This window comes from Alcanivorax sp. NBRC 102024, assembly GCF_001602235.1.
Classification (GTDB): domain Bacteria; phylum Pseudomonadota; class Gammaproteobacteria; order Pseudomonadales; family Alcanivoracaceae; genus Alcanivorax.
Genome location: NZ_BDAS01000008.1, coordinates 75,050 through 102,033 on the forward strand (window position 1 = coordinate 75,050; position 26,984 = coordinate 102,033).

General features: G+C 59.8%; 27 protein-coding genes. 13 read left to right on the plus strand and 14 right to left on the minus strand.

The genetic code is table 11. The annotated features are described in order from the left end of the window. Positions 1–71 precede the first annotated feature (71 nt). Positions 72–2,234, plus strand: coding sequence for a malate synthase G (locus tag A0251_RS12855; RefSeq protein ID WP_062817256.1), 2,163 nt, complete (start codon positions 72–74; stop codon positions 2,232–2,234). A 140-nt stretch (positions 2,235–2,374) separates the two neighbouring features. Here the strand turns inward: A0251_RS12855 and A0251_RS12860 are convergent, their stop codons facing one another. Then, a complete protein-coding gene (locus tag A0251_RS12860; protein ID WP_231874235.1) occupies positions 2,375–3,145 on the minus strand; it encodes a type II and III secretion system protein in 771 nt (256 codons plus the stop codon). A 108-nt stretch (positions 3,146–3,253) separates the two neighbouring features. Between A0251_RS12860 and A0251_RS12865 the strand changes: the two genes are divergently transcribed. Further along, complete coding sequence (locus A0251_RS12865; protein WP_062817257.1) at positions 3,254–3,922, plus strand: tRNA (guanosine(46)-N(7))-methyltransferase TrmB; 669 nt, start codon at positions 3,254–3,256, stop codon at positions 3,920–3,922. A gap of 57 nt (positions 3,923–3,979) precedes the next feature. On the opposite strand, the gene A0251_RS12870 is transcribed toward A0251_RS12865, so the two are convergent. The 7 genes from A0251_RS12870 to A0251_RS12900 form a co-directional block, all read right to left on the minus strand. Next, the gene (locus tag A0251_RS12870; protein ID WP_062817258.1) at positions 3,980–4,477 is read right to left on the minus strand and encodes a hypothetical protein; all 498 of its coding nucleotides are present in this window, start codon (positions 4,475–4,477) and stop codon (positions 3,980–3,982) included. Then, a complete protein-coding gene (locus A0251_RS12875; RefSeq protein ID WP_062817259.1) occupies positions 4,477–4,902 on the minus strand; it encodes a GNAT family N-acetyltransferase in 426 nt (141 codons plus the stop codon). The genes A0251_RS12870 and A0251_RS12875 overlap by 1 nt, the downstream gene beginning before the upstream one ends. Positions 4,903–4,912: 10 nt before the next feature. Next, on the minus strand, positions 4,913–6,061 hold the full coding sequence (locus A0251_RS12880) for a JmjC domain-containing protein (RefSeq protein ID WP_062817260.1): 1,149 nt from the start codon (positions 6,059–6,061) through the stop codon (positions 4,913–4,915). After that, positions 6,061–7,431, minus strand: a complete 1,371-nt coding sequence (gene purB, locus A0251_RS12885; protein WP_062817261.1) for an adenylosuccinate lyase — start codon at positions 7,429–7,431, stop codon at positions 6,061–6,063. The genes A0251_RS12880 and purB overlap by 1 nt, the downstream gene beginning before the upstream one ends. Positions 7,432–7,732: 301 nt before the next feature. Next, a complete protein-coding gene (gene hflD, locus A0251_RS12890) occupies positions 7,733–8,371 on the minus strand; it encodes a high frequency lysogenization protein HflD (RefSeq protein ID WP_062817262.1) in 639 nt (212 codons plus the stop codon). Further along, positions 8,368–9,474 (minus strand): tRNA 2-thiouridine(34) synthase MnmA, encoded by a 1,107-nt coding sequence (gene mnmA, locus A0251_RS12895; RefSeq protein WP_062817263.1) that lies wholly within the window; start codon positions 9,472–9,474, stop codon positions 8,368–8,370. Before mnmA ends, hflD begins: the two co-directional genes overlap by 4 nt. Positions 9,475–9,489: 15 nt before the next feature. Continuing rightward, positions 9,490–9,957 (minus strand): NUDIX hydrolase, encoded by a 468-nt coding sequence (locus A0251_RS12900; protein WP_062817344.1) that lies wholly within the window; start codon positions 9,955–9,957, stop codon positions 9,490–9,492. 141 nt (positions 9,958–10,098) lie between these two features. Between A0251_RS12900 and moaC the strand changes: the two genes are divergently transcribed. The 3 genes from moaC to A0251_RS12915 all read left to right on the plus strand — a co-directional run bounded on the left by moaC (position 10,099) and on the right by A0251_RS12915 (position 11,386). Further along, on the plus strand, positions 10,099–10,578 hold the full coding sequence (moaC, locus tag A0251_RS12905; protein ID WP_062817264.1) for a cyclic pyranopterin monophosphate synthase MoaC: 480 nt from the start codon (positions 10,099–10,101) through the stop codon (positions 10,576–10,578). 86 nt (positions 10,579–10,664) lie between these two features. After that, entirely contained in the window at positions 10,665–10,916 is a 252-nt protein-coding gene (gene moaD / locus A0251_RS12910; RefSeq protein WP_062817265.1) for a molybdopterin converting factor subunit 1, read from the plus strand. Beyond that, positions 10,913–11,386 carry a molybdenum cofactor biosynthesis protein MoaE gene (locus tag A0251_RS12915; protein WP_062817266.1) on the plus strand — a complete coding sequence of 158 codons (474 nt, stop codon included), beginning with the start codon at positions 10,913–10,915 and terminating at the stop codon, positions 11,384–11,386. Before moaD ends, A0251_RS12915 begins: the two co-directional genes overlap by 4 nt. Here A0251_RS12915 and A0251_RS17230 read toward each other — a convergent pair. Beyond that, positions 11,289–11,912, minus strand: coding sequence for a pseudouridine synthase (locus tag A0251_RS17230; protein ID WP_082810883.1), 624 nt, complete (start codon positions 11,910–11,912; stop codon positions 11,289–11,291). The genes A0251_RS12915 and A0251_RS17230 overlap by 98 nt on opposite strands. 203 nt (positions 11,913–12,115) lie before the next feature. On the opposite strand from A0251_RS17230, the gene A0251_RS12925 reads away from it, so the two are divergent. Together A0251_RS12925 and icd are read left to right on the plus strand one after the other, a co-directional pair. Then, a complete protein-coding gene (locus tag A0251_RS12925; RefSeq protein WP_062817268.1) occupies positions 12,116–14,335 on the plus strand; it encodes an NADP-dependent isocitrate dehydrogenase in 2,220 nt (739 codons plus the stop codon). Positions 14,336–14,567: 232 nt separating this feature from the next. Further along, on the plus strand, positions 14,568–15,830 hold the full coding sequence (gene icd / locus A0251_RS12930; RefSeq protein WP_062817269.1) for an NADP-dependent isocitrate dehydrogenase: 1,263 nt from the start codon (positions 14,568–14,570) through the stop codon (positions 15,828–15,830). Positions 15,831–15,860: 30 nt separating this feature from the next. Here the strand turns inward: icd and A0251_RS12935 are convergent, their stop codons facing one another. After that, positions 15,861–16,124 (minus strand): cold-shock protein, encoded by a 264-nt coding sequence (locus tag A0251_RS12935; protein ID WP_062817270.1) that lies wholly within the window; start codon positions 16,122–16,124, stop codon positions 15,861–15,863. A 256-nt stretch (positions 16,125–16,380) separates the two neighbouring features. Between A0251_RS12935 and clpS the strand changes: the two genes are divergently transcribed. Together clpS and clpA are read left to right on the plus strand one after the other, a co-directional pair. Next, positions 16,381–16,737: an ATP-dependent Clp protease adapter ClpS gene (gene clpS / locus A0251_RS12940; RefSeq protein WP_062817271.1), complete on the plus strand. Its 357-nt coding sequence runs from the start codon at positions 16,381–16,383 to the stop codon at positions 16,735–16,737. Between the two features lie 47 nt (positions 16,738–16,784). Continuing rightward, a complete protein-coding gene (gene clpA / locus A0251_RS12945) occupies positions 16,785–19,049 on the plus strand; it encodes an ATP-dependent Clp protease ATP-binding subunit ClpA (protein WP_062817272.1) in 2,265 nt (754 codons plus the stop codon). Positions 19,050–19,168: 119 nt separating this feature from the next. Here clpA and infA read toward each other — a convergent pair whose 3' ends face one another. The 4 genes from infA to trxB form a co-directional block, all read right to left on the minus strand. Beyond that, positions 19,169–19,387, minus strand: a complete 219-nt coding sequence (gene infA, locus A0251_RS12950; protein ID WP_022984063.1) for a translation initiation factor IF-1 — start codon at positions 19,385–19,387, stop codon at positions 19,169–19,171. A 121-nt stretch (positions 19,388–19,508) separates the two neighbouring features. Further along, complete coding sequence (locus A0251_RS12955; RefSeq protein WP_062817273.1) at positions 19,509–20,222, minus strand: arginyltransferase; 714 nt, start codon at positions 20,220–20,222, stop codon at positions 19,509–19,511. A gap of 111 nt (positions 20,223–20,333) precedes the next feature. Beyond that, positions 20,334–21,056, minus strand: coding sequence for a leucyl/phenylalanyl-tRNA--protein transferase (gene aat, locus A0251_RS12960; RefSeq protein WP_062817274.1), 723 nt, complete (start codon positions 21,054–21,056; stop codon positions 20,334–20,336). Positions 21,057–21,059: 3 nt separating this feature from the next. After that, positions 21,060–22,007: a thioredoxin-disulfide reductase gene (gene trxB / locus A0251_RS12965; protein WP_062817275.1), complete on the minus strand. Its 948-nt coding sequence runs from the start codon at positions 22,005–22,007 to the stop codon at positions 21,060–21,062. 309 nt (positions 22,008–22,316) lie between these two features. Between trxB and A0251_RS12970 the strand changes: the two genes are divergently transcribed. Genes A0251_RS12970 through A0251_RS12985 form a run of 4 tightly spaced genes read left to right on the plus strand, consistent with a single transcriptional unit; the run spans position 22,317 to position 26,976 of the window. Further along, positions 22,317–24,632, plus strand: a complete 2,316-nt coding sequence (locus A0251_RS12970) for a DNA translocase FtsK (RefSeq protein WP_062817276.1) — start codon at positions 22,317–22,319, stop codon at positions 24,630–24,632. Positions 24,633–24,644: 12 nt separating this feature from the next. Continuing rightward, positions 24,645–25,259, plus strand: coding sequence for an outer membrane lipoprotein chaperone LolA (gene lolA / locus A0251_RS12975; RefSeq protein WP_062817277.1), 615 nt, complete (start codon positions 24,645–24,647; stop codon positions 25,257–25,259). After that, positions 25,256–26,587 (plus strand): replication-associated recombination protein A, encoded by a 1,332-nt coding sequence (locus A0251_RS12980; protein WP_062817278.1) that lies wholly within the window; start codon positions 25,256–25,258, stop codon positions 26,585–26,587. Before lolA ends, A0251_RS12980 begins: the two co-directional genes overlap by 4 nt. Continuing rightward, the gene (locus A0251_RS12985) at positions 26,584–26,976 is read left to right on the plus strand and encodes a CrcB family protein (protein WP_062817279.1); all 393 of its coding nucleotides are present in this window, start codon (positions 26,584–26,586) and stop codon (positions 26,974–26,976) included. Before A0251_RS12980 ends, A0251_RS12985 begins: the two co-directional genes overlap by 4 nt. Positions 26,977–26,984: the final 8 nt, after the last annotated feature.

Consider the following 26,984-nt stretch of genomic DNA (forward strand, 5'->3'; position numbering starts at 1 on the left):
GATCGACCCTTGGGTTTTCGCTGAATGTCCCGATTAACCAAGACTCTCTCGACCAGAAGGGTAGGAGCACCATGACCGATCGTATTCAGAAGGGTAGCCTCGAAATCGCTGCCGAACTCCATGATCTGGTAGTCAACGAGATTGCGCCGGGCACCGGCGTGGACCCGGAACACTTCTGGGCCGAGCTGGAAAGCATCCTCAAGGACCTGGCGCCCAAGAACAAGGCGCTGCTGGAAAAGCGTGAAACCATCCAGGCGCAACTGGATGAGTGGTACAAGGCCCGTAAAGGCCAGGCCATCGACATGGCCGAGTACAAGCAGTTCCTGACCGAGATCGGCTACCTGTTGCCGGAAGGCGACGACTTCAAGGTCACCACCGAGAATGTGGATGACGAGATCGGCACCATCGCCGGCCCGCAGCTGGTGGTACCGGTGAAGAATGCCCGCTTCGCCCTGAACGCGGCCAATGCCCGCTGGGGCAGCCTCTACGATGCCCTGTACGGCACCGACGTGATTTCCGATGAAGGCGGCGCCGAGAAAGGCGGTGCCTACAACCCCAAGCGTGGCGCCAAGGTGATCGCCTGGGCCCGCGACTTCCTGGATAACTATTTCCCCCTGGCCAGCGGCTCCCACAAGGACAGCACTGGCTACGCCATCGTCGATGGCAAGCTGGAAGTGTCTCTGGGCGGTGATAAGAGCGGCCTGAAAGACGAGTCCCAGCTGCAGGGCTACGTGGGCGATGCGGCGGCTCCGTCCGGCATCCTGCTTAAGCACAACAACCTGCATGCGGAAATCCAGATCGACGCCAGCCACCCGATTGGTGCTGAAGACGCGGCGAACATGAAGGATGTGCTGCTGGAATCCGCCATCACCACCATCCAGGACTGCGAAGACTCCGTGGCTGCCGTGGATGCGGAAGACAAGGTCGAGGTGTACCGCAACTGGGCCGGCCTGATGAAGGGCGACCTGCAGGAATCCTTCGAGAAGGGCGGCAAGACCATGACCCGTGCCATGAACCCGGATCGCGAGTACACCGCCCTGGACGGCTCCACGCTGACCCTGCACGGCCGCTCCCTGCTGCTGGTTCGTAACGTGGGCCACCTGATGACCAACCCGGCCATCCTGATGAACGGGGAAGAGACTCCGGAAGGCATCATGGACGGCATGGTGACCGTACTGGCGGGTCTGCATGACCTGAAGAAGCTCAATAAACTGAGCAACAGCCGCACCGGTTCCATGTACATCGTGAAGCCGAAGATGCACGGCCCGGAAGAAGTGGCCTTCGCCGTTGAGCTGTTCGAGCGTGTAGAAAAAGCCTTAGGTTTGGCTGCTAACACCTTGAAAATTGGCATTATGGACGAAGAGCGCCGCACCACCGTCAACCTGAAGGAGTGTATCCGTCAGGCCAAGGAGCGTGTGATCTTCATCAACACCGGCTTCCTGGATCGTACCGGTGACGAAATGCACACTTCCATGGAAGCGGGCCCCATGGCGCGCAAGGGCGACATGAAAGCCCTGCCGTGGATCAACGCCTACGAAGACTGGAACGTGGATATCGGCCTGGAGTGCGGCCTGCCGGGCCACGCCCAGATCGGCAAGGGCATGTGGCCCAAGCCGGACGAGATGGCCGAGATGATGGCCACCAAGGCTGGTCACCCGAAAGCCGGTGCCAACTGCGCCTGGGTACCGTCCCCGACCGCCGCCACCCTGCACGTGACCCACTACCACGAAGTGAACGTGGCCCAGGTGCAGAAAGAGCTGGCCAACCGCAAGCGTGCCTCCCTGGACGACATCCTCACCGTGCCGCTGCTCACCCGTGAGCTGTCCGCCGAGGAAATCCAGCAGGAGCTGGATAACAACGCCCAGGGTATTCTGGGTTACATGGTGCGCTGGATCGATCAGGGCGTCGGTTGTTCCAAGGTGCCGGACATCAATGATGTGGGCCTGATGGAAGACCGCGCCACCCTGCGTATCTCCAGCCAGCACGTGACCAACTGGCTGCACCACGGCATCACCAATCAGGAACAGGTGATGGAAACCCTGAAGCGCATGGCCGAAGTGGTCGATCGTCAGAACGCCAACGATCCGCTGTACGTGCCCATGGCCAAGGACTTCGACAACTCCGTCGCCTTCCAGGCAGCGGTAGAGCTGGTGTTCGAGGGCTGCTCCCAGCCCAGCGGCTACACTGAGCCGGTTCTGCACCGTCGTCGCCGTGAGCTGAAGAACAACGGTTAACAGTGAATAATTAACCGTTAACAGCGACGCGTTCTCGTGCCGCGGTTCTTGAAAGCAAAGAGGCCGCGCCCAATCGTTGGGCGCGGCCTCTTGCGTTTTAATCCCTGCCTGTTGTTCGCCGCGTAACTGTTCACTGTTAACTATTCACTGATCTCCACCATCACTTCCAGCGGCAAATTGACTTGCTGGCTGCTGCTCTGCACCCCGCCAAAACCACGCTGGTCCTGTTGGCGTTCTACGCGGATGCTGCCCATGGGTTGCCAGACCCCCGGCTGTAGCTGCAGGGTGGTGCCGCTGGATTGGGTGTATGCCACGCCCTGGCCGCCCGGTTGGTCGTAGCGCTGGCGGATCTGCAGGACGACGCTGCCGTCCGGGGTCAGTTGTGGGACTACCTGAATCCCCTGTTGCAGCTCGGCAAACACGGTGCCGTAATAGCCGCCACCGAGGGCGAGCAGGGTGCCCTGGCTGATATGGGCCGGGTAACCGCTGAGGGTGCGGATCCGGTAATGGTCCTGCTGGCTTGTCTGGCGCTGACTCTGTTGAATGCGAATGTCGCCGGAGACACCGCCGGGTATTTGCCCCTGGATGCGGGTATTCACACCGTGCCGTTGTTCACTGCTGCTGCCATGGCGGCGCAGATGGACAACCAGCGCAGAGGGCGTGGCTTCCAGGCTGCCCAACGCCTGCTCCAGCTCTGCCATATTGCTATCGGTGGTGCGAATGATCAGTTTGCCCTGGTAGGCCCGCACACTGCCTCCAGGCGGCAGCAGGGGTTCGATCACGGGCAGCAGGGCGGGGGCGTCCGGGCGTGGCAGGACATGGATTCGCAGGTTATCCGCCGCCGCGGGTACGACCAGCACCAGTAACAGCAAGAACACCAGGGTTCGGCAAACGTGAATGCTTCTTTCCATGACCGGCTCCCGCAGACTTTTTCTCACTGTACCATGGCGGTTCCACTGCGCATGGTGAGTGGATCACAGGCATAATGGCCGCCGCCTGTGAACAACCCCAGAGTTGCCATGTTTGCCAACAGCCGAAGCGTTACCACCAACCAGACCTCCATCCATGACGACCTGGATCGGGTGGTCCGCCGTCATCTGCAGCACCCCTGGCGCGCCCCCATTGCCGATCATGATGTCCAGGCATTTCGCCGATTGCAGCAATGGCGTGATGCGCAGGGCAGTGAGAGACCCCTGATGCTGGATTCCGGTTGTGGCACCGGCCGCTCGTCCCGTGCGCTGGCCAGCCAGAATCCGAATGCCCTGGTGGTCGGCGTGGACCAGTCCGCCGTGCGGCTGGACCGGGCGACTAGGCGGTTTGAGACCCTTCCTGACAACCTGTTGTTGCTGCGGGCCGATTGCGCTGGCCTGTGGCGGCTGATGGCCGGAGAGGGCTGGCAACTTCACCGCCACCAGATTCTCTATCCCAACCCCTGGCCCAAAAGCGCCCATCTCAAGCGGCGCTGGCACGGTCACCCGGTGTGGCCCACCTTGCTGTCTCTGGGTGGGGAGCTGGAAATGCGCAGTAACTGGCCCCTGTATCTGCAAGAAGTGCAGGCGGCGCTGCAGATCAGTGGTATCCAGGCGACATTGTCTGCGTTGCCAGAACAACACGAGCCGTTGACGGATTTCGAGGAAAAATATCAGGCCAGCGGGCAGCTGAACTGGCGGCTGACAGCGAGTCTGTAACCCGGGCTTTCGGCACGGCAGGCCCAGCTGGCCGGGCATCCTCCGCGAGCGAGGCGCCTACAGGCGTAGCTCTCTCAACTCGGTTGAATGGAAGGCGCGCTCCCATTGCTCCTGAAACTGCCGCGCCAGTCGTGGCGCCCTGGGCAGCCGGTGGGCACACAGGTCCAGCCGGGCGGGCCGGGGCCAGCCGCTGGCTTCAAACAGGCCGGTGTTGTCACCGATGGCAAAGCAAAGCTGGCCATCCCTGTCATCGTCCTGGCTCTGGCGAAGCTGGATACGGGAAGGCAGTCTGCGCGCCAGGTGGATCAGGCGGTGGCCGTTGCGGATAGCGTCGTCCTGGCTGTCGTACTGAATGCGAATATCCACTCTTTCACTGCTCAATCCCAGCCGCTTGAGAGCATCGCAGACGACCCGGTCGGCGGTCAGGTTATCCAGCGAGGGCACCCGCAGCCACAGGCTGCGGCGGCAGGCCAGGATCAAGCTGGCCAGCGCCGTGCCGGCCTCGTGGAATTCCGGGTGGTGCAGGGTGTCGTCGTCACCGATGACAAAAGGCATCAGACCAGGGGTTTGAACATCTGGCGGTGGGGGATATTGGCATCCATGAAGATGCCGCCGGACACTGCAAAACCGGCCGCTTCGTAGAAGCTGGTGGCGTGGGTCTGGGCGTGCAGAAAGATTTCTTCCATGCCCTTGGCGCGGGCGGCTTCTTCCGCCGCGACCAGCAGGGAACTGCCAACCCCGTTGTTGCGTTGCTCGGAGAGCACACACAGACGGCTGATCTGCCCGGTCGGCAGCAGACGGATACAACCCACCGGGTTCTGTTCCCGGTCCAGGGCCAGAAAATGGACGGCGTTATCGTCTTCGCCATCCCACTCCAGCTCTTCGGGAACATGTTGCTCGTTGATAAAGACCTTCTGGCGAAGGGCTCGCAGGGCGCTTTCGTGTTCGTCCCAGCGGGTCTCGATAATGCTGATAGCCATAGGGGTCTCGTTATAGTGGGGCGAAGAAGCCCTGTTCAATCCAGTCATGTAGCAATTCACTCCCGGCTGGCTGCATTACCGCATCCAGCGCGTCACGGGTATAGCAGCGCTGGCGGGCCAGCAGCTGTACCAGTGGTCGTTGTTGTTCTGTCAGTGAGTAGGGCTCACCGTTTAACCAGGCAATGTTGCCCTGCAAAATCAGGCGCACACTACCATGTCGCACCAGGGCGATCGATGGATCGCGGTGGCGAATATGGGCATCATCGACTGCAAATTCAAGTCCATCCAGCCGGGGCGTGGACAGCCAGCGATAAACTGCACGCTCAATGGCCGCCGGGTTGAGCAGGTCCAGGGCGCCGCGAACCAGTTGCTGCCGGTCTGCATCGGCCAGTACTGACGGGTCTCCAGTCACTGGCCGGTCCGGGTCGGTGAACAGTTCGCTGTCCGCATCGGCCAGACATTCACCGGCAATTTCCGCCATTAGCATCTGGTAATCCGGGGCCCGGAAGCCCACCGACCAGGTGATGCAGTCACTGTCTTCGGCGACCCCGTGGTGTGCCACGCCGGGGGGCAGATAGAGGACGTCGCCCGGGTTGGCCACGAACGCTTCGTGCACCGGCATATCGGCCAGTAACTTCAGATCAGGATGCGGCAATTTCGGCGTTTTTTCGTCGCAGATATCACCGATCTGCCAGCGGCGGCTGCCGGCGGCCTGGATCAGGAATACGTCATAGCGGTCGTAGTGGGGCCCCACGCTGCCACCCTTGGCGGCATAGCTCATCATGATGTCTTCCAGGCGCCAGTTGGGCAGGAAGGCAAAACTGTCCAGCAGCAGGGACACATCGGTGAGATAGTGATCCACAGACTGTACCAGCAGGGTCCAGTCCCGCTCACCCAGCTCGGCAAACACGGTTTCCTCGAACGGACCCTGTTTCAGTTCCCAGCTGCCACCGGCAGAGCCGCGAATGATGCGCGCTTCCACGTTGTCTTCCAGCGCCAGCCCGGCCAGGGTGTCCGCGTCTGGCTCATCCAGGCCGCTGGCGGCGCCGGGCATGAACAGGGGCTTTTTCTGCCAGTAGTCCCGCAAAAACGCTGCCGGCTTCATGGGCAGAGTGAAGCGCGGCAGAGTCAGGGCTGACTGGCCCGGAGCGTCGGTCATCAGATATTGCGCGCTTGCTGGGGCGCATTGCCGATGTAGCTGCCCGGGGTCATGGCCAGCAGGATTTCCTTGGCTTCGTCAGGAATCGCCAGATCATTGATAAAGGCGGTCAGGGTGTCCTGGTTGATACCGTCCTTGCCACGGGTCAGGGCTTTGAGTTTTTCGTAGGGCTTCTCGATACCGTAGCGGCGCATGACCGTCTGGATTGGCTCGGCCAGCACTTCCCAGGCCGCATCCAGATCCGCATTCAGGCGGGCCGGGTTCACTTCCAGTTTGCCAATACCTTTCAGGCTGGCTTCGAAGGCGATCAGGCTGTGCGCCAGGCCCACACCCACGTTGCGCAGCACGGTGGAGTCGGTCAGGTCACGCTGCCAGCGGGACACCGGCAGCTTGGCCGCCAGATGATCCATGATGGCGTTGGCCAGGCCCAGGTTGCCTTCAGAGTTTTCGAAGTCGATGGGGTTGACCTTGTGCGGCATGGTGGAGGAGCCCACTTCGCCTTCCACGGTCTTCTGCTTGAAGTAGCCCAGGGAAATATAGCCCCACACGTCACGGTCAAAATCGAGCAGGATAGTGTTGAAGCGCATCAGGGCGTGGAAGTACTCGGCCACGCAGTCGTGGGGCTCGATCTGGGTGGTGTAGGGATTGAAAGTGAGGCCCAGGCCTTCCACAAAACGGCGGGCAAAGGCTTCCCAGTCCACATCCGGGTAAGCGGACAGGTGGGCGTTGTAGTTGCCCACGGCACCGTTGATCTTGCCCAGCAGCGCCACAGCGGCAAACTGGTCCCGCTGGCGTTGCAGGCGGGCCACCACATTGGCCATTTCCTTGCCCACGGTAGTGGGGGAGGCGGACTGGCCATGAGTGCGTGACAGCATGGGCTGATCCGCCTGGGCATGGGCCTGATGACGGATGGCGCTGATTACCTGGTCCATCTTCGGCAGCAGGATTTCCCGGGCTTCCTTGAGCATCAGGGAGTAGGACAGGTTGTTGATGTCCTCACTGGTGCAGGCGAAGTGAACGAATTCGCTCATGCCGGCCAGCTCTTCGTGTTCGGCCATCTGTTCCTTGATGAAGTATTCCACCGCCTTCACGTCATGGTTGGTGGTAGCTTCGATGGCCTTGATGCGTTCGGCATGCTCCACATCGAAGTCGCGGGTTATACCGCGCAGGTGCCAGGCAGCCTGGCCGCTCATCAATGGCACTTCGGGGATGTTCTTGTCGTGGGCGAGCTGTTCCAGCCAGCTCACTTCCACGTGCACGCGGAAGCGGATAAGGCCGTATTCACTGGTGGTTTGGCGCAGGGCATCCACCTTGCCGGCATAGCGGCCATCGACCGGTGAAATGGCATTCAAAGAGGTAAGGCTGGACATGGAAATAGCTCCCGAATCGTTTCCGTGAGGGTAAAAGCGGCGCAATGATACCGTAAAACCGCAAAGGCTGCGTTGTTGTTTGCCGGGTTAGCGGATGCTCCCTGTAGGCGCCCCGCTTGAGGGGCGAACCGAGCGAAGCGAGGCAACAGAGGGTGATGGCTGCGGCAAGCGTTCCTGGAGATATGCAGGCTTCTGATTCACCTGATCGCCCTTCGGACGATTTCCCTGCTACCGCGCGATTCGCGGCTCATACCCGCGGGGCACAGAGAGCGCTGATCCTGCAAGTAGCTTTAAGAGTGACCTATAGGTTATTGATATCTATGGATTCTATGGCACTTAAAAGCCGTTTCCTCTGGAACAGCAACTGCCAGCGGCGGCCGCCGAGCTGGTGCCAGAGGAAGGCGGCGCGCACCCCGGCCAGAAACAGGGCGCGAACCCGGGCGGCCTTGTTTTCGTCCTGCAGGTGGGCGGGTTCCCCCTTCACCTGGATGCGAAAGCGGAAGGTGCCCAGGGTATCCACATAGATGCCGGCCAGGCGGTGGCAGAAGGCATCATCCCGCACACTGCTGAAATGGGCCTGTTGTCCATCCAGCGCCTTGAGTCGATGGCGCAGGATATTCACGGTGTCATCGCTCTTGCGCAGCTTGGCGGCCAGGTGCAGCAAGGCAAGGCCATAATTGAGTGGCCGCAGGTTGCCGCCGGCGGAATCGCGGTTGAGGCTGCGGTTAAGCAGGCTGACGCCATCACGAAGCAGGGCAGGCTGCGGATAAATGGCGTCAAAGCTGTCCGCATCCAGGGCCATGACGCCCTGCATCAGGGCCTCGAAGGCGCGCGGTTCGCAATCACCGCGAAGGGCGATGTCGTCGGCCAGCTGGGCGGCCTGAAAGACCGCGGCCAGGGCCAGAAGCTGTTGTTGTTGCGGGTTGAAGCGTTCGCTCATGCCGTTTCCTCAATGACAGCACCACCCAGGCACAGGGGGCCATCGTAGAACACCACGGACTGGCCCGGCGTGACGGCACGCTGGGGTTCATCAAAGACCACATGGACGCGGCCATCCCCGGCATCGCTGACGGTGCAGGCCTGATCCGGTTGCCGATAGCGGGTCTTGGCGGTGAGCCGGGCGGGCAAGGCCGGGGCTGCCAGGGCAACCCACTGCATGGGAGCGCTGGTCAGTTCGCGGCTGTACAGCAATGGGTGATCGGTGCCTTGCACGGCAATCAGGACGTTGCGGTCAAGATCCTTGCCGGCCACATACCAGGGGGCATCACCGGCGTTGGCGAGACCACCAATGCCCAGCCCCTGGCGCTGGCCCAGGGTGTAATACATGAGGCCATCGTGGTCGCCGATCACATTGCCATGATCGTCCTCGATCTTGCCGGGCTGGGCGGGCAGGTACTGTTCAAGAAAATCCTTGAAGCGGCGCTCGCCGATAAAGCAGATCCCGGTGGAGTCCTTCTTCTTGTGATTGGCAAAGCCCTTTTCTTCGGCGATGCGCCGCACTTCCGGCTTTTCCAGATCCCCCAGGGGGAACAGGGTGCGCGCGAATTTGTGGTGATCCACGGCATGGAGGAAGTAGGTCTGGTCCTTGTTGGTATCCACCGCGCGTAGCAAGCGGCCCTTGCCGTCGTGGCTCACCCTGGAATAATGGCCGGTGGCGATATAGTCAGCCCCCAGGGTGATGGCGTGATCCAGAAAGGCCTGGAATTTGATTTCCTTGTTGCAGAGGATGTCCGGGTTGGGGGTGCGCCCGGCCTTGTACTCGGCAAGAAAGTGCTCGAAGACACGGTCCCAGTATTCTGCCGCAAAGTTGGCGGTGTGCAGTTCGATACCCAGCACCCCGGCCACCTGCATGGCATCCATCAGGTCTTCCCGGGCGGTGCAGTAGTCGGTGCCGTCATCCTCATTCCAGTTCTTCATGAACAGGCCCTCGACGCGATAACCCGCGTCCAGCAACCGCGCAGCGGCCACCGAGGAATCCACACCGCCGGACATGCCGACGATCACATGGGTGTCTTGTGGGGCTTTTGCAGAAACGTGGCTCATGGTGCTGCCTTCATGTCAGCCGCGTTGTAGCGGCCAGGGGTGCTGATAGATGGTGTCCAGTGGCAAGCGGCGTCCTGACAGGTAGTCATCCAGGCATTTTTCCACCAGGGCGCTACGGTGTTGGGGGCGGCGGCTGCGCAGTTCGTCCGGGGTCAGCCATTCGGCGCCAAGAATACCGGTATCCAGCTTCTGGCCCGGGTCATGGCTGACCGGTCTGGCCACGAAACAGGTGCGGAAGTAGACCCCGGCGCCCCGGAAGGGCTGGAAGATATACCAGCCCAGCAGATCGGTGACTTCTACCTGCCAGGCGGTCTCTTCGAGGGTTTCCCGATAGGCGGCCTGGATCAGGTTTTCCCCGAACTCCACATGCCCGGCGGGCTGATTCAGCACTTCCTTGCCCTTGCTCATTTCCCGAACAAAGAGGAAGCGCCCGTCTTGTTCCACCACACAGGCCACAGTAATGTGCGGCTCAAAGCTGTTCATATCAACCCTACCGGTACCGACCCCGTCCAAATGGGGCACAATGATAACTGAATCCACGATACCCGCGCGTGGCTCTGGATTCAGACGCAAATCAGGGCGGGAATGGTAGCGCAGCAGCGCCACAGACAACAGGAGTGATCAATGCCCGGGGACCGGTTTACCCACCTGGATGACCAGGGACGCGCCCAGATGGTGGACGTGACGGACAAGGCGGAAACGCAGCGGCAGGCCACAGCCATGGCCCGTATTCGCATGGAACCGCAGACCCTGGCGATGATCCGCGATCAGCGTCACCCCAAAGGCGATGTGCTGGCCACCGCCCGTATCGCCGGCATTCAGGCTGCCAAGAAAACCTGGGACCTGATCCCCATGTGTCATCCGTTATTGCTGACCAAGGTAACGGTCGCCATCGACGAGGAGGGCGAGGATGCGCTGCTGATTCGGGCTTCCTGCAAACTGAAAGGCACCACAGGGGTGGAAATGGAAGCCCTGACGGCGGCCTCGGTGGCAGCGCTGACCCTCTACGATATGTGCAAGGCGGTAGATCGTGGCATGGTAATTGAAGGCATCTGCCTGCTGGAAAAGGAAGGTGGCCGCAGTGGTCACTACGTCAGGCCCTGAGGCGTTTGTTCCTTGATAGGGTGGGAGCCATGCAGGCATGGCCAATGGCCGTTTGCTCCCGGGATGGTTTTCGAAGGTACCCATGCATGATTGAAATCCGTTTTTTCGCTGCCCTTCGTGAGCGGGTTGGCAGTGACAGGCTGGCAGTGTCCCCCCCGGATTCAGTGGATACGGTGGCGAAGCTGGTGGAATGGCTGGAGACAGACCCGGCATTGGCCGAGGCCCTGGCGGCCACACCACGCCGTATGGTGGCGGTCAACGAGGTGCTGGGTTCGGAAGACTCCACGGTTTCTCCCGGCGATGTTGTGGCGCTATTCCCGCCGGTGACCGGGGGATGAAAACCCGTATCGAGATTCGTAATGGCCCGCTGGTGGCCGCGGAGCCGTCAGATTGGCTTCGTGATGCGGGCCTCAGCGGCGCCCAGGTACAGTTTTCCGGCCAGGTCCGCGATGAACAGGGCAGGGTGGAGGCGCTCCATCTGGAGCATTACCCGGGGATGACAGAGTCTGTGCTTGGCACCATTGTCGAGCAGGCCCGGCAGAAGTGGCACCTGAATGGTGCCTGGGTAGTGCACCGGGTTGGCCCCATGGAGCCGGGTGATGACATCGTTCAGGTAGCGGTGAGTGCCGCTCACAGACAGGCCGCCTTCGAGGCCTGCGCCTTTATCATGGACCTGCTGAAAACCCGGGCCCCCTTCTGGAAGAAAGAACTTATCGGCGGCCGCTGGTTCTGGGTCGAGGCCCGTGAGCGGGACGCCGAGGCCGCCGCTGCCTGGCTGCAGGCGCTTTCGGAGCATGAACCGCCATAGACCGCCATTCCCCGGGGGCCAGCCCGGTCAGGTCCCAGTCGCCGATTTGCCAGCGCACCAGGCGGAGTGTGGGGTGACCGATGGCGGCGGTCATTCTCCGTACCTGCCGATTTCGACCTTCGTCTATGGTGAGTTTCAGCCAGCTATCCGCTACTGTTTTTCGGGTCCTGACCGGGGGGTGACGCGGCCACAGGTCAGGGGCGTCGATGCGCGCCGCTTTGGCGGGTCGGCAGTCGCCATCCTTCAGGGTGATGCCCTGGCGCAGTTTTTGCAGTTCCTGCTCCCCGGGCGTGCCTTCCACCTGAACCAGGTAGGTCTTGGGCAGATGGAAACGCGGGTCACTGATACGCGCCTGCAGGGCACCGTCATCAGTGAGCAACAACAGTCCTTCAGAATCCCAGTCCAGCCGCCCGGCCGGGTAAACGCCGGCCACCGGGACGAACTCTCGCAGTGTGCGACGACCGCGGTCGTCACTGAACTGCGATAGCGTGTGAAAGGGCTTGTTGAGCAATATCAGTTGTGCCATGGGTATGGGTTTCGGTGGCTGTCGTTATGGCGTTGGTGCCGGTTGAACTAACAAGGCTAAACGGTCGGTGCTATACTCGCCAACTCATGCAGAATACGGTTTATCTGGAGGGAGCACTCCTTTTAGGCTCGCTGATCTGACGGCCAAAAGCCGGCTCATATCGGGCGAGAAGCACTGCCAATACAATTGGGACCTGTAATTTTATGACCCCTAAAATTATTTATACGATTACCGATGAAGCGCCAGCGCTGGCGACCTATTCCTTTCTACCTATCATTGAAAAATTCACTTCCATCGCTGGCATTCAAGTGGAAAGCAGCGATATATCACTGGCCACACGTATTCTCGCGAGTTTTCCTGAATATCTTTCAGACGAACAAAGAGTGGAAGACACGCTCTCCGCGCTGGGAGAATTGACCCAGGATCCCGACGCCAACATTATCAAACTCCCCAACATCAGTGCCTCCATTCCACAGCTCAGGGAAGCCATTGCGGAGCTGAACGAGCACGGTTTTGCCGTGCCGGAGTACCCGGATGATCCCCGCGACGCGGAACAGGAAGAGATCCAGGCCCGCTACGCCAAAATTCTCGGGTCCGCGGTCAATCCGGTACTGCGAGAGGGCAACTCGGATCGTCGTGCTCCCATTGCGGTGAAGAATTATGCCCGCAAGAACCCTCACAGCATGGGGTACTGGAGCCCGGCATCGCGCACCCATGTCGCGCACATGCGTGGCGGCGATTTCTTTTCCCATGAAACCTCCCTGACGGTCGAGAAAGCCTGCAATGTTCGCATCGAGTTTGAGAATGCCGAGGGCAATGTCACGGTCATGAAGCCGGAATTGCCGTTGCTGGATGGCGAAGTGATTGATGCCATGTATATGAGCAAAAAGGCACTGTGCGACTTTTTTGACAAGCAGATCGATGATGCCAAGGAAACCGGCATTCTGTTCTCCCTGCACGTGAAAGCCACCATGATGAAGGTGTCTCACCCCATTGTGTTCGGCTATGCGGTTCGCCGTTTCTACAAGGAGCTGTTCGACAAGCATGGCGAGATTCTCGATGAGATCGGCGCCAACCCGAACAATGGCCTGAGCCACATCTACCAGAAGATCGAAGAGTTGCCGATTTCCCAGCGTCTGGAAATCGAATCCACCATTCGTGCCTGCTATTTGCACCGCCCTGAACTGGCCATGGTCGATTCAGACCGCGGCATTTCCAATCTGCACGTGCCTTCCGACGTGATTGTGGATGCCTCCATGCCGGCGATGATACGTCAGGGTGGCAAAATGTATGGCGCAGACGGCAAGCTCAAGGACACCAAGGCGGTTATCCCTGAAAGCACCTATGCCACGATTTACCAGGAAGTGATCAACTTCTGCAAAACCCATGGTGCTTTCGATCCGGTGACCTGTGGTTCGGTGCCTAACGTGGGCCTGATGGCCCAGAAAGCCGAAGAATACGGCTCTCATGACAAGACCTTTGAAGTCGAATCAGCCGGAACCATGCGCATCGTCCGTGAAGACGGTGAAATCTTGCTGACCCATGAAGTGGAGCAAGGGGATATCTGGCGCATGTGTCAGGCGAAAGATCTGCCCATTCGTGACTGGGTGAAGTTGGCCGTCAGCCGTGCCCGGCAGAGTGATACCCCGGCCATCTTCTGGCTGGACAAGGAGCGGGCCCATGACGCCCAGCTTATTGTCAAAGTCAAAAAATATCTGCAAGACCATGATACTGACGGGCTTGATATCCGCATCATGTCTCCGGTTCAGGCGATCCGTTACACCATGGAACGGATGATTCGGGGCAAAGACACTATCTCGGTCACCGGGAATGTGTTGCGTGATTACCTGACGGACTTGTTCCCGATTCTGGAGCTCGGCACCAGCGCCAAGATGCTTTCCATTGTGCCTTTGATGGCCGGCGGTGGGCTCTATGAAACCGGTGCTGGCGGCTCGGCCCCGAAACACGTACAGCAGTTCACAGAAGAAAACCATTTGCGTTGGGATTCGCTGGGCGAATTTCTGGCGCTGTCGGTGTCCATCGAGGAACTGGGTGAAAAATACGGCAACGAAAGGGCCAAGGTGATTGCCGCGGCTTTGGATAAGGCGAATGAGCAGTATCTGGAGCAGAACAAGTCGCCGTCAAGAAAAGTCGGCGAGCCCGATAATCGGGTCAGTCATTTCTATGTGGCCATGTACTGGGCGCAGGCGCTGGCCGAGCAGGATGAGGATGCTGAACTGAAAAGCAAATTCACCGCCATTGCCTCAGCTCTGACAGAAAATGAAGACGCTATCGTCAAGGAAATGATTGCGGTACAAGGGTCCCCCGTGGATATCGGCGGTTACTATAATCCCGATTTTGGCAAGGTCTCTGCTGCCATGCGGCCCAGTGCCACCTTCAATAATATCCTCGACAGACTCTAGTCTCTGCAGTGAATAAGAAGGCCGGCGCAAGCCGGCTTTTTTATGGACAATCCACCGGGCCCTGTTTCAGTCGCAATGTTCAATCCGGCTCCCTGACCGCTTGGGTGGCTGTCTGAAGATCGGGCGGAAAGCTTGCTTAATCGGCCTCCGGGCAGATGTCCGCCGCTTGCAGGTCGGTGCTATACTCGCCAGTAAATACCTGTTTCGCTTTTATTCAGAGGGAGTAGTGTAGATGGGATACCAAAAGATCACGGTGCCTGCAGACGGTGACAAAATCACGGTCAATGCGGACCTGTCCCTGAATGTCCCCAATCACCCGATCATTCCGTATATCGAAGGGGACGGCATTGGTGTTGATATCTCACCGGTAATGATGAAAGTGGTGAATGCAGCCATTGAAAAAGCCTATGGCACCAAGCGCGGCATCACCTGGATGGAAGTGTATGCAGGAGAAAAGGCCACGGTAGTCTACGGGCCGGATGTCTGGCTGCCGGAGGAGACCCTCGAAGCCCTGCGGGAGTTTACCGTGGGCATTAAAGGGCCACTGACTACCCCGGTGGGAGGGGGTATCCGTTCACTGAACGTGGCCTTGCGTCAGGAGCTGGACCTTTATACCTGTATGCGTCCTGTGCGCTACTTTGAAGGGGTTCCCAGCCCGGTGGTGCACCCCGAACTCACCGATATGATCATTTTCCGGGAAAACTCTGAAGATATTTACGCCGGTATTGAGTGGGCGGCCGACAGCCCGGAAGCGACCAAGCTGATTCGTTTCCTGCGAGAGGAAATGGGCGTCACCCAGATCCGCTTCCCGGAAGGCTGTGGTATTGGCATCAAGCCGGTGTCCCGGGAGGGGACCCAGCGCCTGGTGCGCAAGGCGATTCAGTATGCCATCGACAATGACAAGGATTCCGTGACCCTGGTGCACAAGGGCAACATCATGAAGTACACCGAGGGGGCCTTTAAGGACTGGGGCTACCAGCTTGCCGGCGAGCGATTTGGCGCCGAGTTGCTGGATGGCGGCCCCTGGATGACCATGAAAAATCCGCGAACCGGCAAGGATATCATCATCAAGGATGTGATCGCCGATGCGTTTCTGCAGCAGATCCTCATGCGTCCTGCCGATTACAGCGTGATCGCGACCCTGAACCTGAACGGTGACTATATTTCCGACGCGCTGGCAGCGGAAGTGGGGGGGATCGGTATTGCCCCGGGTGCCAACATCGGTGGCTCCGTGTCCCTGTTCGAGGCGACCCACGGTACGGCGCCGAAATATGCCGGGCAGGACAAGGTGAACCCGGGTTCCCTGATCCTGTCAGCGGAAATGATGCTGCGGCATATGGGCTGGAACGATGCGGCTGACCTGATCATCAACGGTGTGGAAGGGGCCATCGCGGCCAAAACCGTGACCTATGACTTCGAGCGACTGATGCCTGATGCCACCTTGCTGAAGTGTTCCGAATTCGGGGATGCGGTGATAGAGCATATGGGCATCTGATTTCTCAGATACCCCTGCGGCACAGATTGCTCAGGAAGGCGTCGACTGATTTTCAGCGGCGCCTTTTTCGTGGTCGCCTTCGGCGTAATCCCCGTCAGCCCTGAGATTGACAGCGTGGAAGCCCTTGTTGGCCGGCTGAACCTCGTATTCCACGGGCTGGCCAGCCTTCAGGCTCTTGTAGCCTTCCATCTGTATATAGGAGTAGTGAACAAACAGGTCCTCACCCCCTTCATCCGGCCTGACAAACCCGTACCCCTTGGCGTTGTTAAACCACTTTACTCGTCCCGTTGCCATGGTCCTTCCCTCTTGCCTATCCAATGGCTGTCGTTGTTTGTTGTTATCCCCGGGCCGACTGCTGCGGTAAACTGGAATCCGGAGTTATCGTGCAACTTTTAAACATGCGTGGCGGGGTGTCAAGCCCGTGAAATATTCAACGGTGGGGGATTGAAAAATCCGTTACCGTCCATCATTTCTTCATTGCCTGCTGACGCAAGCAGGGTTACAACGGTTTTGAGGCATTATGAACTGGCAACAACAAGGGCACTGGGTAATGGCTCACGGAAAAGAGGATCTCCGTAACGGGCCTGCGGATTCGCCTTCCGATCCGGATCGTCACGGCGATCTGGCAGTGGAAGAGGCCAGGCCGAAGTTGAAGCCACCGTCCATGTACAAGGTGTTGATGCTCAATGATGACTACACCCCCATGGATTTTGTGGTAGAGATACTGGAAGACTTCTTCAATCTGGGCCGGGAGCAGGCCACTCGCGTGATGCTCACGGTTCATACCGAAGGAAAGGCGGTATGCGGGGTGTACCCCCAGGATATCGCCGAAACGAAAGCCACTCAGGTGGTGGAATACGCCCGTGAAAATCAGCACCCGCTGATGTGTCAGGTGGAGAAAGCCTGATTCAGGCTCTCCAGCTGGATTCCCGGGTACTGCAGTGAGGTAGCCTTATGCTCAGCAAAGAACTGGAAATGACGCTGAATGAAGCGTTTCGCCATGCACGTAGCCACCGTCATGAATTCATGACCGTTGAGCATTTGCTGCTGGCGCTGCTGGATAACGAGGCGGCCATCGAGGTCCTGCGCGCCTGTAGTGCGGATCTGGAGGAACTGCGCGATGCGTTAAGCCAGTTTATTGAGGACTCCACCCCGCTGTTGCCGGAAAGTGATCCGGATCGTGATACCCAGCCAACCCTGGGGTTCCAGCGTGTGCTCCAGCGCGCCGTCTTCAGCGTGCAATCCTCCGGCAAGAAAGAGGTGACCGGCGCCAACGTGCTGGTGGCCATCTTTAACGAACAGGAAAGCCAGGCAGTCTATTTCCTCAACTGCCAGGATATCCATCGCCTGGACGTGGTGAATTTTATCGCCCACGGCATTTCCCAGGTGCAGGATGCGGAGCCGTCCATGGAGGCGGAACAGGACATGGAAAATGCCGGGGAGAGTGCCCCGGCCAGCGCCCTGGAAAACTATGCCAGCAACCTGAATGAGCTGGCCCGTGCGGACCGCATTGATCCGCTGGTGGGGCGTGCTTTCGAAATAGAGCGGGCGGCCCAGATACTCTGCCGTCGCCGCAAGAATAACCCGCTCCTGGTCGGCGAGCCCGGTGTCGGCAAGACCGCTATTGCTGAGGGTCTGGCACGGATGATCGTGGAAGAGAAGGTGCCGGAACCACTGCTGGATGCCACCGTCTATTCCCTGGATCTGGGCGCGTTACTGGCCGGTACCAAGTACCGTGGCGATTTTGAGAAACGCCTGAAATCGGTGCTGGCCGAATTGAAGAAAGACCCCAACTCGATTCTCTTCATCGATGAGATCCATACCATCATCGGCGCAGGTGCCGCTTCTGGCGGCGTTATGGATGCCTCCAACCTTCTCAAGCCGATGCTGGCCAGTGGCGAGCTGAAGTGCATGGGCTCGACCACCTTCCAGGAATACCGTGGCGTATTCGAGAAGGATCGGGCCCTGTCGCGCCGGTTCCAGAAAATCGATGTGGTAGAGCCCTCGGTGGAAGATACCGTGGGGATTCTCAAAGGGTTGAAGAGCCGTTTTGAGCAGCACCACGATGTGACCTACAGCGATGCCGCGCTCAAGGCGGCGGCGGAGCTCAGTGCCCGTTATATCAATGATCGCTACCTGCCGGACAAGGCCATTGATGTGATTGACGAGGTGGGTGCCTGGCAACGTTTGCGCCCGGAAGACCAGCGCAAGCACACCATTGACGAGACTGACGTGGAAGACATGGTGGCCAAGATCGCGCGCATTCCTCCCAAGCAGGTGTCGTCTTCCGACAAGGAACTGCTGCGTAATCTGGAGCGGGACCTGAAGATGACCGTGTTCGGGCAGGAGGAAGCCATTGATACCATCTCGGCGGCCATCAAGCTGTCCCGTGCGGGCCTCAAGGGCGAACACAAGCCCATTGGCAGTTTCATGTTTGCCGGCCCCACCGGGGTGGGCAAGACTGAGGTGAGCCGGCAACTGGCCCGGGCTCTGGGTGTGGAACTGGTGCGCTTTGACATGTCCGAGTACATGGAGCGTCATACCGTCAGCCGCTTGATCGGCGCACCCCCGGGCTACGTGGGTTATGACCAGGGCGGTCTGCTCACCGAGGCCGTGACCAAGACGCCTCACTGTGTGCTGCTGCTGGACGAAATCGAAAAGGCTCACCCGGAGGTGTTCAATATCCTGTTGCAGGTCATGGACAATGCCACGCTGACCGACAATAACGGTCGCAAGGCGGATTTCCGCAACGTGATTGTGATCATGACCACCAACGCAGGCGTGGAAGTGCTGAACAAGCGCACCATCGGCTTCACGGAGCAGGATAACAGCACCGATGGCATGGAGATGCTGAAAAAGGTCTTCACCCCCGAGTTCCGCAACCGCCTGGATGGCATCATCCAGTTCAAGCCGCTGTCCACAGAGGTCATCCTCGGTGTGGTGGACAAGTTCCTGGTGGAACTGCAGGCGCAACTGGACGAGAAAGGCGTGGTGCTCAACGTGGACAAGGCGGCGCGTACCTGGCTGGCGGACAAGGGCTATGACAAGGATATGGGGGCACGCCCCATGGCCCGACTGATTCAGGAACAGCTCAAGAAGCCGCTGGCGGAAAAGCTGCTGTTCGGGGAGCTTTCAGCTAACGGTGGCCAGGTCGATGTGACCGAGAAGGACGGCCAACTGTCGCTTACCGTCAAGGCGGCGGAGCCGGAGCCAGCATAAAGAGAAGCGGTGAATAGTTAATAGCTAAGGAAAAACAAAAATACCCCCGGCTCTGTGAAAAGACGGGGGTATTTTTTTAGCTGTTAACTGTTACTTATTAACTGTTAACTGCCTTTCACTTATTTCATGCGGAACGTAATACGGCCCTTGGTCAGGTCATAGGGGGACATTTCCACCTTGACCCGGTCACCGGTGAGAATGCGGATATAGAATTTACGCATCTTCCCGGAGATATGGGCGGTAATAACATGACCGTTGTCCAGCTTCACACGAAACATCGTGTTCGGCAGGGTTTCAACGATGACACCTTCTAGTTCAATCTGCTCTTCTTTCGCCATCCAACGAATACCTTGGGTTACCGGCTATTAGCGGGCGCAATTGTGCCGGAAAAGACGCCGGGCTGCAAAAGAAGTTGGGGCGGGAAAGAAAAGCGGGTTATTCCAGGTGGTATCGGGCGCTCTAGTCCTTCTTGAACTCTTTCCAGGCACCACTGCGGAGGATTTCCAGGGGCTGGTACTGGCTCTTGTAGGCCATCTTTTGACACTGGTCAATCCAGTACCCCAGATAGAGATAGGGAAGCTCCAGGTGATGGCACTGACGAATCTGCCAGAGCAGGGCCATTACCCCCAGGCTGCGCTCCGCCAGTGTCGGGTCAAAGAAGGTATAAACCGCAGAGAGACCGTCCGCCAGCTGATCGGTCACGGCCACCGCCAGCAGGTCTCCCCGGCGGCGGAAGCAGTAGAAGTGGGTATCCGCCCAGTCGCAGGTCAGGAAATTGGTAAATTGCTCCTCCGAAGGCGGATACATGTCGCCGTCACCGTGTCGCTGATCAATATAGGCGGCGTAAAGGTTGTAGAACTCACGGGTGTAGCGGGCCGGCTCACGATGAACCGTAAGATCCCGGTTGGCTTTCTCGATACGCCGATGACGGCGCCGGGGTTGGAAATCCGCCACCCGGACCCGGGCGGGAATACAGGCGTTGCAGCCCTCGCAGTGCGGCCGGTAGAGATAATCGCCGCTGCGACGAAACCCCAGCAAGCTCAGTTCGCTGTAGAGCTCTGGTGACAGTTTGGCCTGGGGGTCCACAAACAGGGTAGAGGCCTGGCGGTCCTCCAGGTAACTGCAGCTGTGGGCCGGGGTGCGGAAGAACCGCAGCGTGGACAGATCGGTCATGGCCTCAGTGTAGCGAATATCCTGGTGGAAGCCATATCCCCGAGAGGGGGCAGGGGCGCTAATTCTGCCCTTTTCCGGGAGAGGAGCGGCGCAGCTTCTGTCGCTGGCGTTCTAGCGCGCTCTTTCGAGGATCAGGGACCGGTCCCAATCGGTATCCGGCCAGCGCTCTGCCTTGGCAGCGTCAGGAATGAGCTTGTGCAGCAGACCCTCAAAAGCGGGTCGGTCAATCAGTTCGGCGCCCAGGGTCAGCAGGTGCGGGTTTTCCACCTGGGCGTCAATCAGTTCGATGCCGAGGGTGGGCGCCAGGGCGCGCAGTGCCGCAAAGGCCATCTTTGAGCCATTTTGTCTTGGCGATACCATGGATTCCCCGAAGAAGACGCCCCCCAGCTTGATACCGTAAACGCCGCCGGCAATGGCGCCGTCCTGCCAGATCTCCAGACTGTGGGCGAAGCCAAGCTGGTGCAGGTCAACATAGGCAGTGATCATTTCTTCGCTGATCCAGGTGCCCATCCCATCTGCCCGGGGGGCGGCACACAGACGCATCACCGATTCAAAGTCGCGATCCAGGGTGACAGTAAAGTCGGTCCGGCGCAGATGGCGGGTCAGGCTGCGGCTGACATGTATCCGTTGCGGGCGAATCACACAACGTGGGGCAGGCGACCACCAGAGGATGGGTTGATAATCCGCGTCGTACCAGGGAAAGATGCCCAACGAATAAGCCCGGAGGAGTGTCTCCGGGCTCAGATCAGCCCCGGCGGCCAGCAGGCCGTCCGGGTCGCGCAGGGCGGTGCGGGTATCCGGGAACGGGGTCCCCGGCTCCAGCCACGGCACCATGGCTTAGTGGTTCAGGTTATCCAGATACTTCTCCGCATCCAGAGCGGCCATACAGCCGGCACCGGCGGAGGTCACTGCCTGGCGGTAGACGTGGTCAGCCACATCACCGGCAGCGAACACGCCTTCCACACTGGTGGCCGTCGCATTGCCTTCAATGCCGCTGCGGATCTTGATGTAGCCGTCATTCATGTCCAGCTGACCTTCAAAGATATCCGTATTCGGCTTGTGACCGATAGCAATGAAGACGCCCTGCAGTTCCAGATCCTTGCTGCCTTCACCCTTGGTGGACTTGATGCGCATACCGGTCACGCCGCTGTCGTCGCCCAGTACCTCTTCCAGGGTGTGATCCCACTCGACGCTGATGTTGTCCTTGGCCAGCAGCTTGTCCTGCAGGATTTTCTCCGCACGCAGGCTGTCGCGACGGTGCACCAGGGTAACGTGTTCAGCGATGTGTGACAGGTACAGGGCCTCCTCAACGGCGGTATTGCCGCCGCCAATGACAGCCACGCGCTGGCCCTTGTAGAAGAAACCGTCACAGGTGGCGCAGGCGGACACCCCTTTGCCCATGAAAGCTTCCTCGGACTCCAGGCCCAGGTACATGGCGGAAGCGCCGGTGGCAATGATCAGGGCGTCGCAGGTGTAGGTGCCGCTGTCGCCCTTGAGGGTGAAGGGGCGATTACGGACATCCACTTCATTGATGTGGTCATACACCATCTGCGTCTCGAAGCGCTCGGCGTGCTGCTGCATGCGCACCATCAGGTCCGGGCCTTGCAGGCCTTCCACATCACCGGGCCAGTTATCTACCTCGGTGGTGGTGGTCAGCTGCCCACCGGGCTGAATCCCGGTAATCACCACCGGCTTCAGGTTGGCACGGGCGGCGTAAACGGCGGCGGTGTAACCCGCAGGGCCGGAACCGAGGATAATCAGGCGATGGTGCTGCACGTCGCTCATTGAGAACTCCAGTTGATAGGTAAGGGCAGGTTGTCACCCAGCTAATGGGGGTGCGGCACTGCACATTCAAGGCGTGTGAAAACTACCGTAAAACCGGGGTGACGTGAAGCCTATCGATCCTATAGATTTGGCCAACCGACTCCACGCCGGGCAGGCAGCCAGGGGGAATTGTGCGATAATGCCCGGCGGCTCGGCCGGGCCGGGGCCACAAAGCTGGCCGCTCCCAGCGGGATTGACTACAATCGCAATAATTTCAATTCGTTATCAGCACTTTTTTAAGCGTAACTTTATGAATGCGAGGGGCAAGGCGTGAGTAAAACGGTTGCCGGGCAAGGACAGTCCGGGTTTTCCCGCCATCTCAAGCGCGGTTTGGTAGAAGGCATGGTGATCGCCCTGATTGCCCTGTCCCTGTATCTGCTGCTGGCGCTGATCAGTTTCGACAGCCGGGATCCGGGTTGGTCCTATGTGGGCAATGTGGATGCGGTGCGCAATGCCGCCGGCCGGGCAGGGGCGTTCAGCGCTGACTTGCTGCTGGGCCTGTTCGGCTACATGGCTTATCTGTTTCCGGTGCTGGTGGGCTTTTGGGCCACCAAGGTGCTGAGAGAGCGCCATGCGGGTCTGCCGGGCAGCTGGCCATTATTCAGCCTGCGCCTGGTGGGCTTTGTCCTGACCATGCTGGCGGGAACCGCACTGTCCTATATGCACTTCACCGTGGGGGATGCCCTGCCGGAAGGGGCAGGGGGGATTCTCGGCCACGAGGTCGGTGCCGCGGCACTGGACGGTTTTAACCCCTTGGGCGGCTCACTGATCATGGTGGCCCTGTTCCTGATCGGGGTGACGATCTTTACGGATCTGTCCTGGATCGCTCTGGCCGAAGGGCTGGGTGCCCTGGTGTTGGGGGCCTTCGAGAAAATCCCCGCCTGGTGGCAGGCTCGCCGCAAGAAGCGCGAGGAGGCCCAGCAGAAGAAAGAGGCCCATGAAAAGCGCGCCAAGGTGATCAGCGAAGCGAAGAAGAAAGCCGAGACCCGCACCCCCCCGAAGATCGCCAAACCGGCCAAACCGGTGGAGAAGAGCGCCCGGGTCCAGAAGGAGAAACAGCAGAAACTCTTTACCACCGAGGTTACTGGCGAGCTGCCACCGCTGGTGCTCCTGGATCAGGTGGAAGAGTCCAAAGGGGGCTTTTCCGAGGAAGCCCTGGAAGGCATGTCTCGCCTGCTGGAAATCAAGCTCAAGGACTTCAATATCGAAGCGGAAGTGGTGGCGGTGCAGCCCGGCCCGGTGATTACCCGCTTTGAAATCCAGCCGGCACCGGGCATCAAGGTGTCGCGAATCACTAACCTGGCCAAGGATCTGGCTCGCTCCCTGGCGGTGATCAGTGTGCGGGTGGTGGAAGTGATCCCCGGCAAGACCACCGTCGGTATCGAGATTCCCAACGAACAACGGGAAATGATCCGCTTTACCGAAGTGGTCGGCACCCAGATGTTCGACCAGTCTCCGTCACCGTTGACCATGGCGCTGGGCAAGGACATTGCCGGTAACCCGGTCATGGCCGATCTGGCCAAGATGCCCCACTTGCTGGTGGCGGGCACCACCGGCTCGGGTAAATCGGTGGGCGTGAACGCCATGCTGCTTTCCATGCTGTTCAAGTCCAGCCCGGAAGATGTGCGGATGATCCTGATTGACCCCAAGATGCTGGAGTTGGCGGTCTACGATGGCATCCCCCATCTGCTGACTCCGGTGGTCACTGACATGAAGGAGGCCGCCGGCGCCCTGCGTTGGGGGGTGGGTGAAATGGAGCGTCGCTACCGGCTGATGGCATCCATGGGCGTACGTAACCTTTCCGGCTATAACCGCAAGGTGGCAGACGCCAAGAAGGCGGGCCAGCCGCTCAAGGACCCCATGTGGAAGCCGGACGACCCCATGAATCTGGAGGAAGAGGCACCACTGGCGGAGCATCTGCCCTACATTGTCATCGTGATTGATGAATTTGCCGACATGATGATGATCGTCGGCAAGAAGGTGGAAGAGCTGATTGCCCGTATTGCCCAGAAGGCCCGGGCCGCCGGTATCCACCTGATTCTTGCCACCCAGCGGCCATCCGTGGACGTGATCACCGGCCTGATCAAGGCCAACGTGCCGTCGCGGATCGGTTTCCAGGTGTCCTCCAAGATCGATTCCCGCACGGTGCTGGACCAGGGTGGGGCGGAGCAACTGCTCGGCCACGGTGACATGCTTTATTTGCCCGGCGGCAAAAGTGTTCCGGAACGTGTCCATGGCGCCTTTGTCTCAGATGAAGAGGTACACCGGGTCTGTGACGATTGGCGCAAACGCGGTGAGCCCAACTATCTGGACGAAATTCTGGATGGTGGCAGTGATCTCAATGCGCCCATGCCCGGTATGGAAAGTGCCGGTGGCGGGGGCGATGACGAAAACGACCCGCTTTATGACGAGGCGGTGGCCTATGTGACCCAGTCGCGCCGGGCTTCCATTTCGTCCGTACAGCGGAAACTGAAAATCGGCTACAACCGCGCCGCCCGTCTGGTGGAAGCCATGGAGATGGCCGGGGTTGTCAGCGAGGCGGGGCACAACGGCCAGCGCGAAGTGCTGGCGCCGCCGCCGGTTTAACAAGGAGTTTCAATGCGCAAGCTGTTAACGGGTTTACTGATCATGCCGTCCCTGTTGTGGGCGGCCCCTACCGATGAGCTGCTGTCCAAGCTGCAGAAGCTGGAATCCATGAAGGGCCAGTTTGAACAGATGGTGCTGGACCAGGGTGGTACCCACATGCAGGAAGCGGAAGGGGAGTTTCAGGTTGCCCGGGGCAACCGCTTCTACTGGTCCACGGCAATGCCTTTCGAGCAACTGGCAGTGTCCGATGGCAGCACCGTCTGGGTCTATGACAAGGATCTGGAGCAAGTGGTGGTGCGCCCCCTCAGTCAGGATCTTGGCCAGACCCCAGCGTTGCTGTTTGGCGGCAAACCTGCTGACGTGGCCGAGGCCTTCGCCATTTCCGAGCGCAGCCGGGAGGGAGAAAGCGTCACCTACCGCCTCAAGCCGAAAGGCAGCGATCCCTTGTTCGACCAGCTGGATGTAACTTTCGAGGGCGACAAGCCCCGTTCCATGCGTCTGCAGGATGCCCTGGGTCAGCAAACCGTGATCGATTTTCGCGACTTGATGATCAACACCGGCATTGATGCCGCGTTGTTCAACTTCGTGCCGCCGGAAGGCACGGATGTGATTCAGCAACAACAATGAACGACCTGTTCGCCACCGACGCTGCCCGGCAGGCTCAGCCCCTGGCGGCACGCCTGCGTCCCACCTCGCTGGACGAGTACGTGGGGCAGCAGCATCTGGTGGGCGACGGCAAACCTTTTCGCCAGGCACTGGAGCGGGGTCAACTGCATTCCATGATCCTGTGGGGGCCGCCGGGGACCGGCAAGACCACCCTGGCGTTGATTCTGGCCCAGGCGGTGGATGCGGCCTTTATCACGCTTTCCGCAGTGCTGTCCGGGGTCAAGGATATCCGCGCGGCGGTGGAACAGGCGCAGGTGCGCCTGGGCCAGGGGCGGCGCACGGTCCTGTTCGTGGACGAGGTGCACCGCTTTAACAAGGCCCAGCAGGACGCCTTCCTGCCCCATGTGGAAGAGGGCACCATCACCTTTATCGGTGCCACCACGGAAAATCCCTCTTTCGAACTCAACAATGCCTTGCTGTCCCGGGCCCGGGTCTACCGACTGCGCTCACTGACCGCGGAGGACCTGCACGGTTTGCTGTCCCGGGCCCTGGCGGACCCGACCCTGAAAGGCATGGAGCTTGACGGTGATGCTCGCCAGCTATTGCTGAACTACGCCGATGGTGATGCCCGGAGATTGCTGAATATGCTGGAAGTGGCGGCGGATCTGGCTGACGGCGAATCCCCGGTCATCGATGCGGCGCTGATGCGGGAAGTGCTTCGCGATGCGGTGTGTCGGTTCGACAAGGGCGGGGATCTGTTTTATGACCAGATCAGCGCGCTGCACAAATCCGTTCGCGGGTCTGATCCGGATGCGGCGCTGTACTGGTTTGCGCGCATGCTGGACGGTGGCTGTGACCCCCTGTACATTGCCCGCCGCGTGGTAAGGATGGCCAGTGAGGAAGTGGCCAATGCGGACCCCCGTGCCTTGACGCTCTGCCTGCAGGCCTGGGATGTGCAGGAGCGGCTGGGCAGCCCGGAAGGCGAGCTGGCCATCGCCCAGGCCATTGCTTACCTGGCGGTGGCGCCCAAGAGCAATGCGGTTTACAAGGCCTATAACCAGGCCCGGGCGCTGGTACGTGAGCACCCCACTGATGAGGTGCCACTGCATCTGCGCAATGCGCCCACCCAGTTGATGAAAGATGAAGGCTTCGGTGCCGAGTATCATTACGCCCACGATTTTCCGGATGCCTTTGTGGCTGGCGAGAACTACTTTCCGCCCAGCCTCAGCGGGACCCGCTTGTACGAACCGGTGAACCGGGGGCTGGAAATCAAGGTGGCGGAAAAGCTGGCGCGTCTGCGCGAGCTGAACCAGCAAAGTGACTGGAAACGCTACGGGGACGAGTCATGAATATGGCAACCCTGGCGCCCTGGCTGGCTGTTGCCGGCGGCGGAGCTGTTGGGGCCAGCCTGCGTTTTGCCACTACGCTGTGGATCGGTGTGCCGACCATGCCGACCTGGCCCTGGGCCACCTTCGGGGTGAATCTGGTGGGCAGTTTTTTGTTCGGCTTTCTGGCGGTGGCTCTGGCCAGCCTGCCGGTGGGTGAGCTCTGGCGGCTGGCGTTGATGACCGGCATGCTCGGCGCGTTGACCACGTTTTCCACCTTCTCCTTCGAACTGGTTCGATTGGTGGAAGTGAAAGCCTACGGGATGGCGGCTGGCTATGCCCTGGCGTCGGTGCTGGTCTGTTTTTGTCTCGGTGGGCTGGGATTGCTGCTGGGACGGTTGGTGTTCGAGTAACGATTGCC

Coding starts and splice junctions, on each gene's coding strand:
- A0251_RS12855 (WP_062817256.1), top strand. CDS start 72: ATGACCGATCGTATTCAGAAGGGTAGCCTCGAAATCGCTGCCGAACTC.
- A0251_RS12860 (WP_231874235.1), bottom strand. CDS start 3,145: ATGGAAAGAAGCATTCACGTTTGCCGAACCCTGGTGTTCTTGCTGTTA.
- A0251_RS12865 (WP_062817257.1), top strand. CDS start 3,254: ATGTTTGCCAACAGCCGAAGCGTTACCACCAACCAGACCTCCATCCAT.
- A0251_RS12870 (WP_062817258.1), bottom strand. CDS start 4,477: ATGCCTTTTGTCATCGGTGACGACGACACCCTGCACCACCCGGAATTC.
- A0251_RS12875 (WP_062817259.1), bottom strand. CDS start 4,902: ATGGCTATCAGCATTATCGAGACCCGCTGGGACGAACACGAAAGCGCC.
- A0251_RS12880 (WP_062817260.1), bottom strand. CDS start 6,061: ATGACCGACGCTCCGGGCCAGTCAGCCCTGACTCTGCCGCGCTTCACT.
- purB (WP_062817261.1), bottom strand. CDS start 7,431: ATGTCCAGCCTTACCTCTTTGAATGCCATTTCACCGGTCGATGGCCGC.
- hflD (WP_062817262.1), bottom strand. CDS start 8,371: ATGAGCGAACGCTTCAACCCGCAACAACAACAGCTTCTGGCCCTGGCC.
- mnmA (WP_062817263.1), bottom strand. CDS start 9,474: ATGAGCCACGTTTCTGCAAAAGCCCCACAAGACACCCATGTGATCGTC.
- A0251_RS12900 (WP_062817344.1), bottom strand. CDS start 9,957: ATGAACAGCTTTGAGCCGCACATTACTGTGGCCTGTGTGGTGGAACAA.
- moaC (WP_062817264.1), top strand. CDS start 10,099: ATGCCCGGGGACCGGTTTACCCACCTGGATGACCAGGGACGCGCCCAG.
- moaD (WP_062817265.1), top strand. CDS start 10,665: ATGATTGAAATCCGTTTTTTCGCTGCCCTTCGTGAGCGGGTTGGCAGT.
- A0251_RS12915 (WP_062817266.1), top strand. CDS start 10,913: ATGAAAACCCGTATCGAGATTCGTAATGGCCCGCTGGTGGCCGCGGAG.
- A0251_RS17230 (WP_082810883.1), bottom strand. CDS start 11,912: ATGGCACAACTGATATTGCTCAACAAGCCCTTTCACACGCTATCGCAG.
- A0251_RS12925 (WP_062817268.1), top strand. CDS start 12,116: ATGACCCCTAAAATTATTTATACGATTACCGATGAAGCGCCAGCGCTG.
- icd (WP_062817269.1), top strand. CDS start 14,568: ATGGGATACCAAAAGATCACGGTGCCTGCAGACGGTGACAAAATCACG.
- A0251_RS12935 (WP_062817270.1), bottom strand. CDS start 16,124: ATGGCAACGGGACGAGTAAAGTGGTTTAACAACGCCAAGGGGTACGGG.
- clpS (WP_062817271.1), top strand. CDS start 16,381: ATGGCTCACGGAAAAGAGGATCTCCGTAACGGGCCTGCGGATTCGCCT.
- clpA (WP_062817272.1), top strand. CDS start 16,785: ATGCTCAGCAAAGAACTGGAAATGACGCTGAATGAAGCGTTTCGCCAT.
- infA (WP_022984063.1), bottom strand. CDS start 19,387: ATGGCGAAAGAAGAGCAGATTGAACTAGAAGGTGTCATCGTTGAAACC.
- A0251_RS12955 (WP_062817273.1), bottom strand. CDS start 20,222: ATGACCGATCTGTCCACGCTGCGGTTCTTCCGCACCCCGGCCCACAGC.
- aat (WP_062817274.1), bottom strand. CDS start 21,056: ATGGTGCCGTGGCTGGAGCCGGGGACCCCGTTCCCGGATACCCGCACC.
- trxB (WP_062817275.1), bottom strand. CDS start 22,007: ATGAGCGACGTGCAGCACCATCGCCTGATTATCCTCGGTTCCGGCCCT.
- lolA (WP_062817277.1), top strand. CDS start 24,645: ATGCGCAAGCTGTTAACGGGTTTACTGATCATGCCGTCCCTGTTGTGG.
- A0251_RS12980 (WP_062817278.1), top strand. CDS start 25,256: ATGAACGACCTGTTCGCCACCGACGCTGCCCGGCAGGCTCAGCCCCTG.
- A0251_RS12985 (WP_062817279.1), top strand. CDS start 26,584: ATGAATATGGCAACCCTGGCGCCCTGGCTGGCTGTTGCCGGCGGCGGA.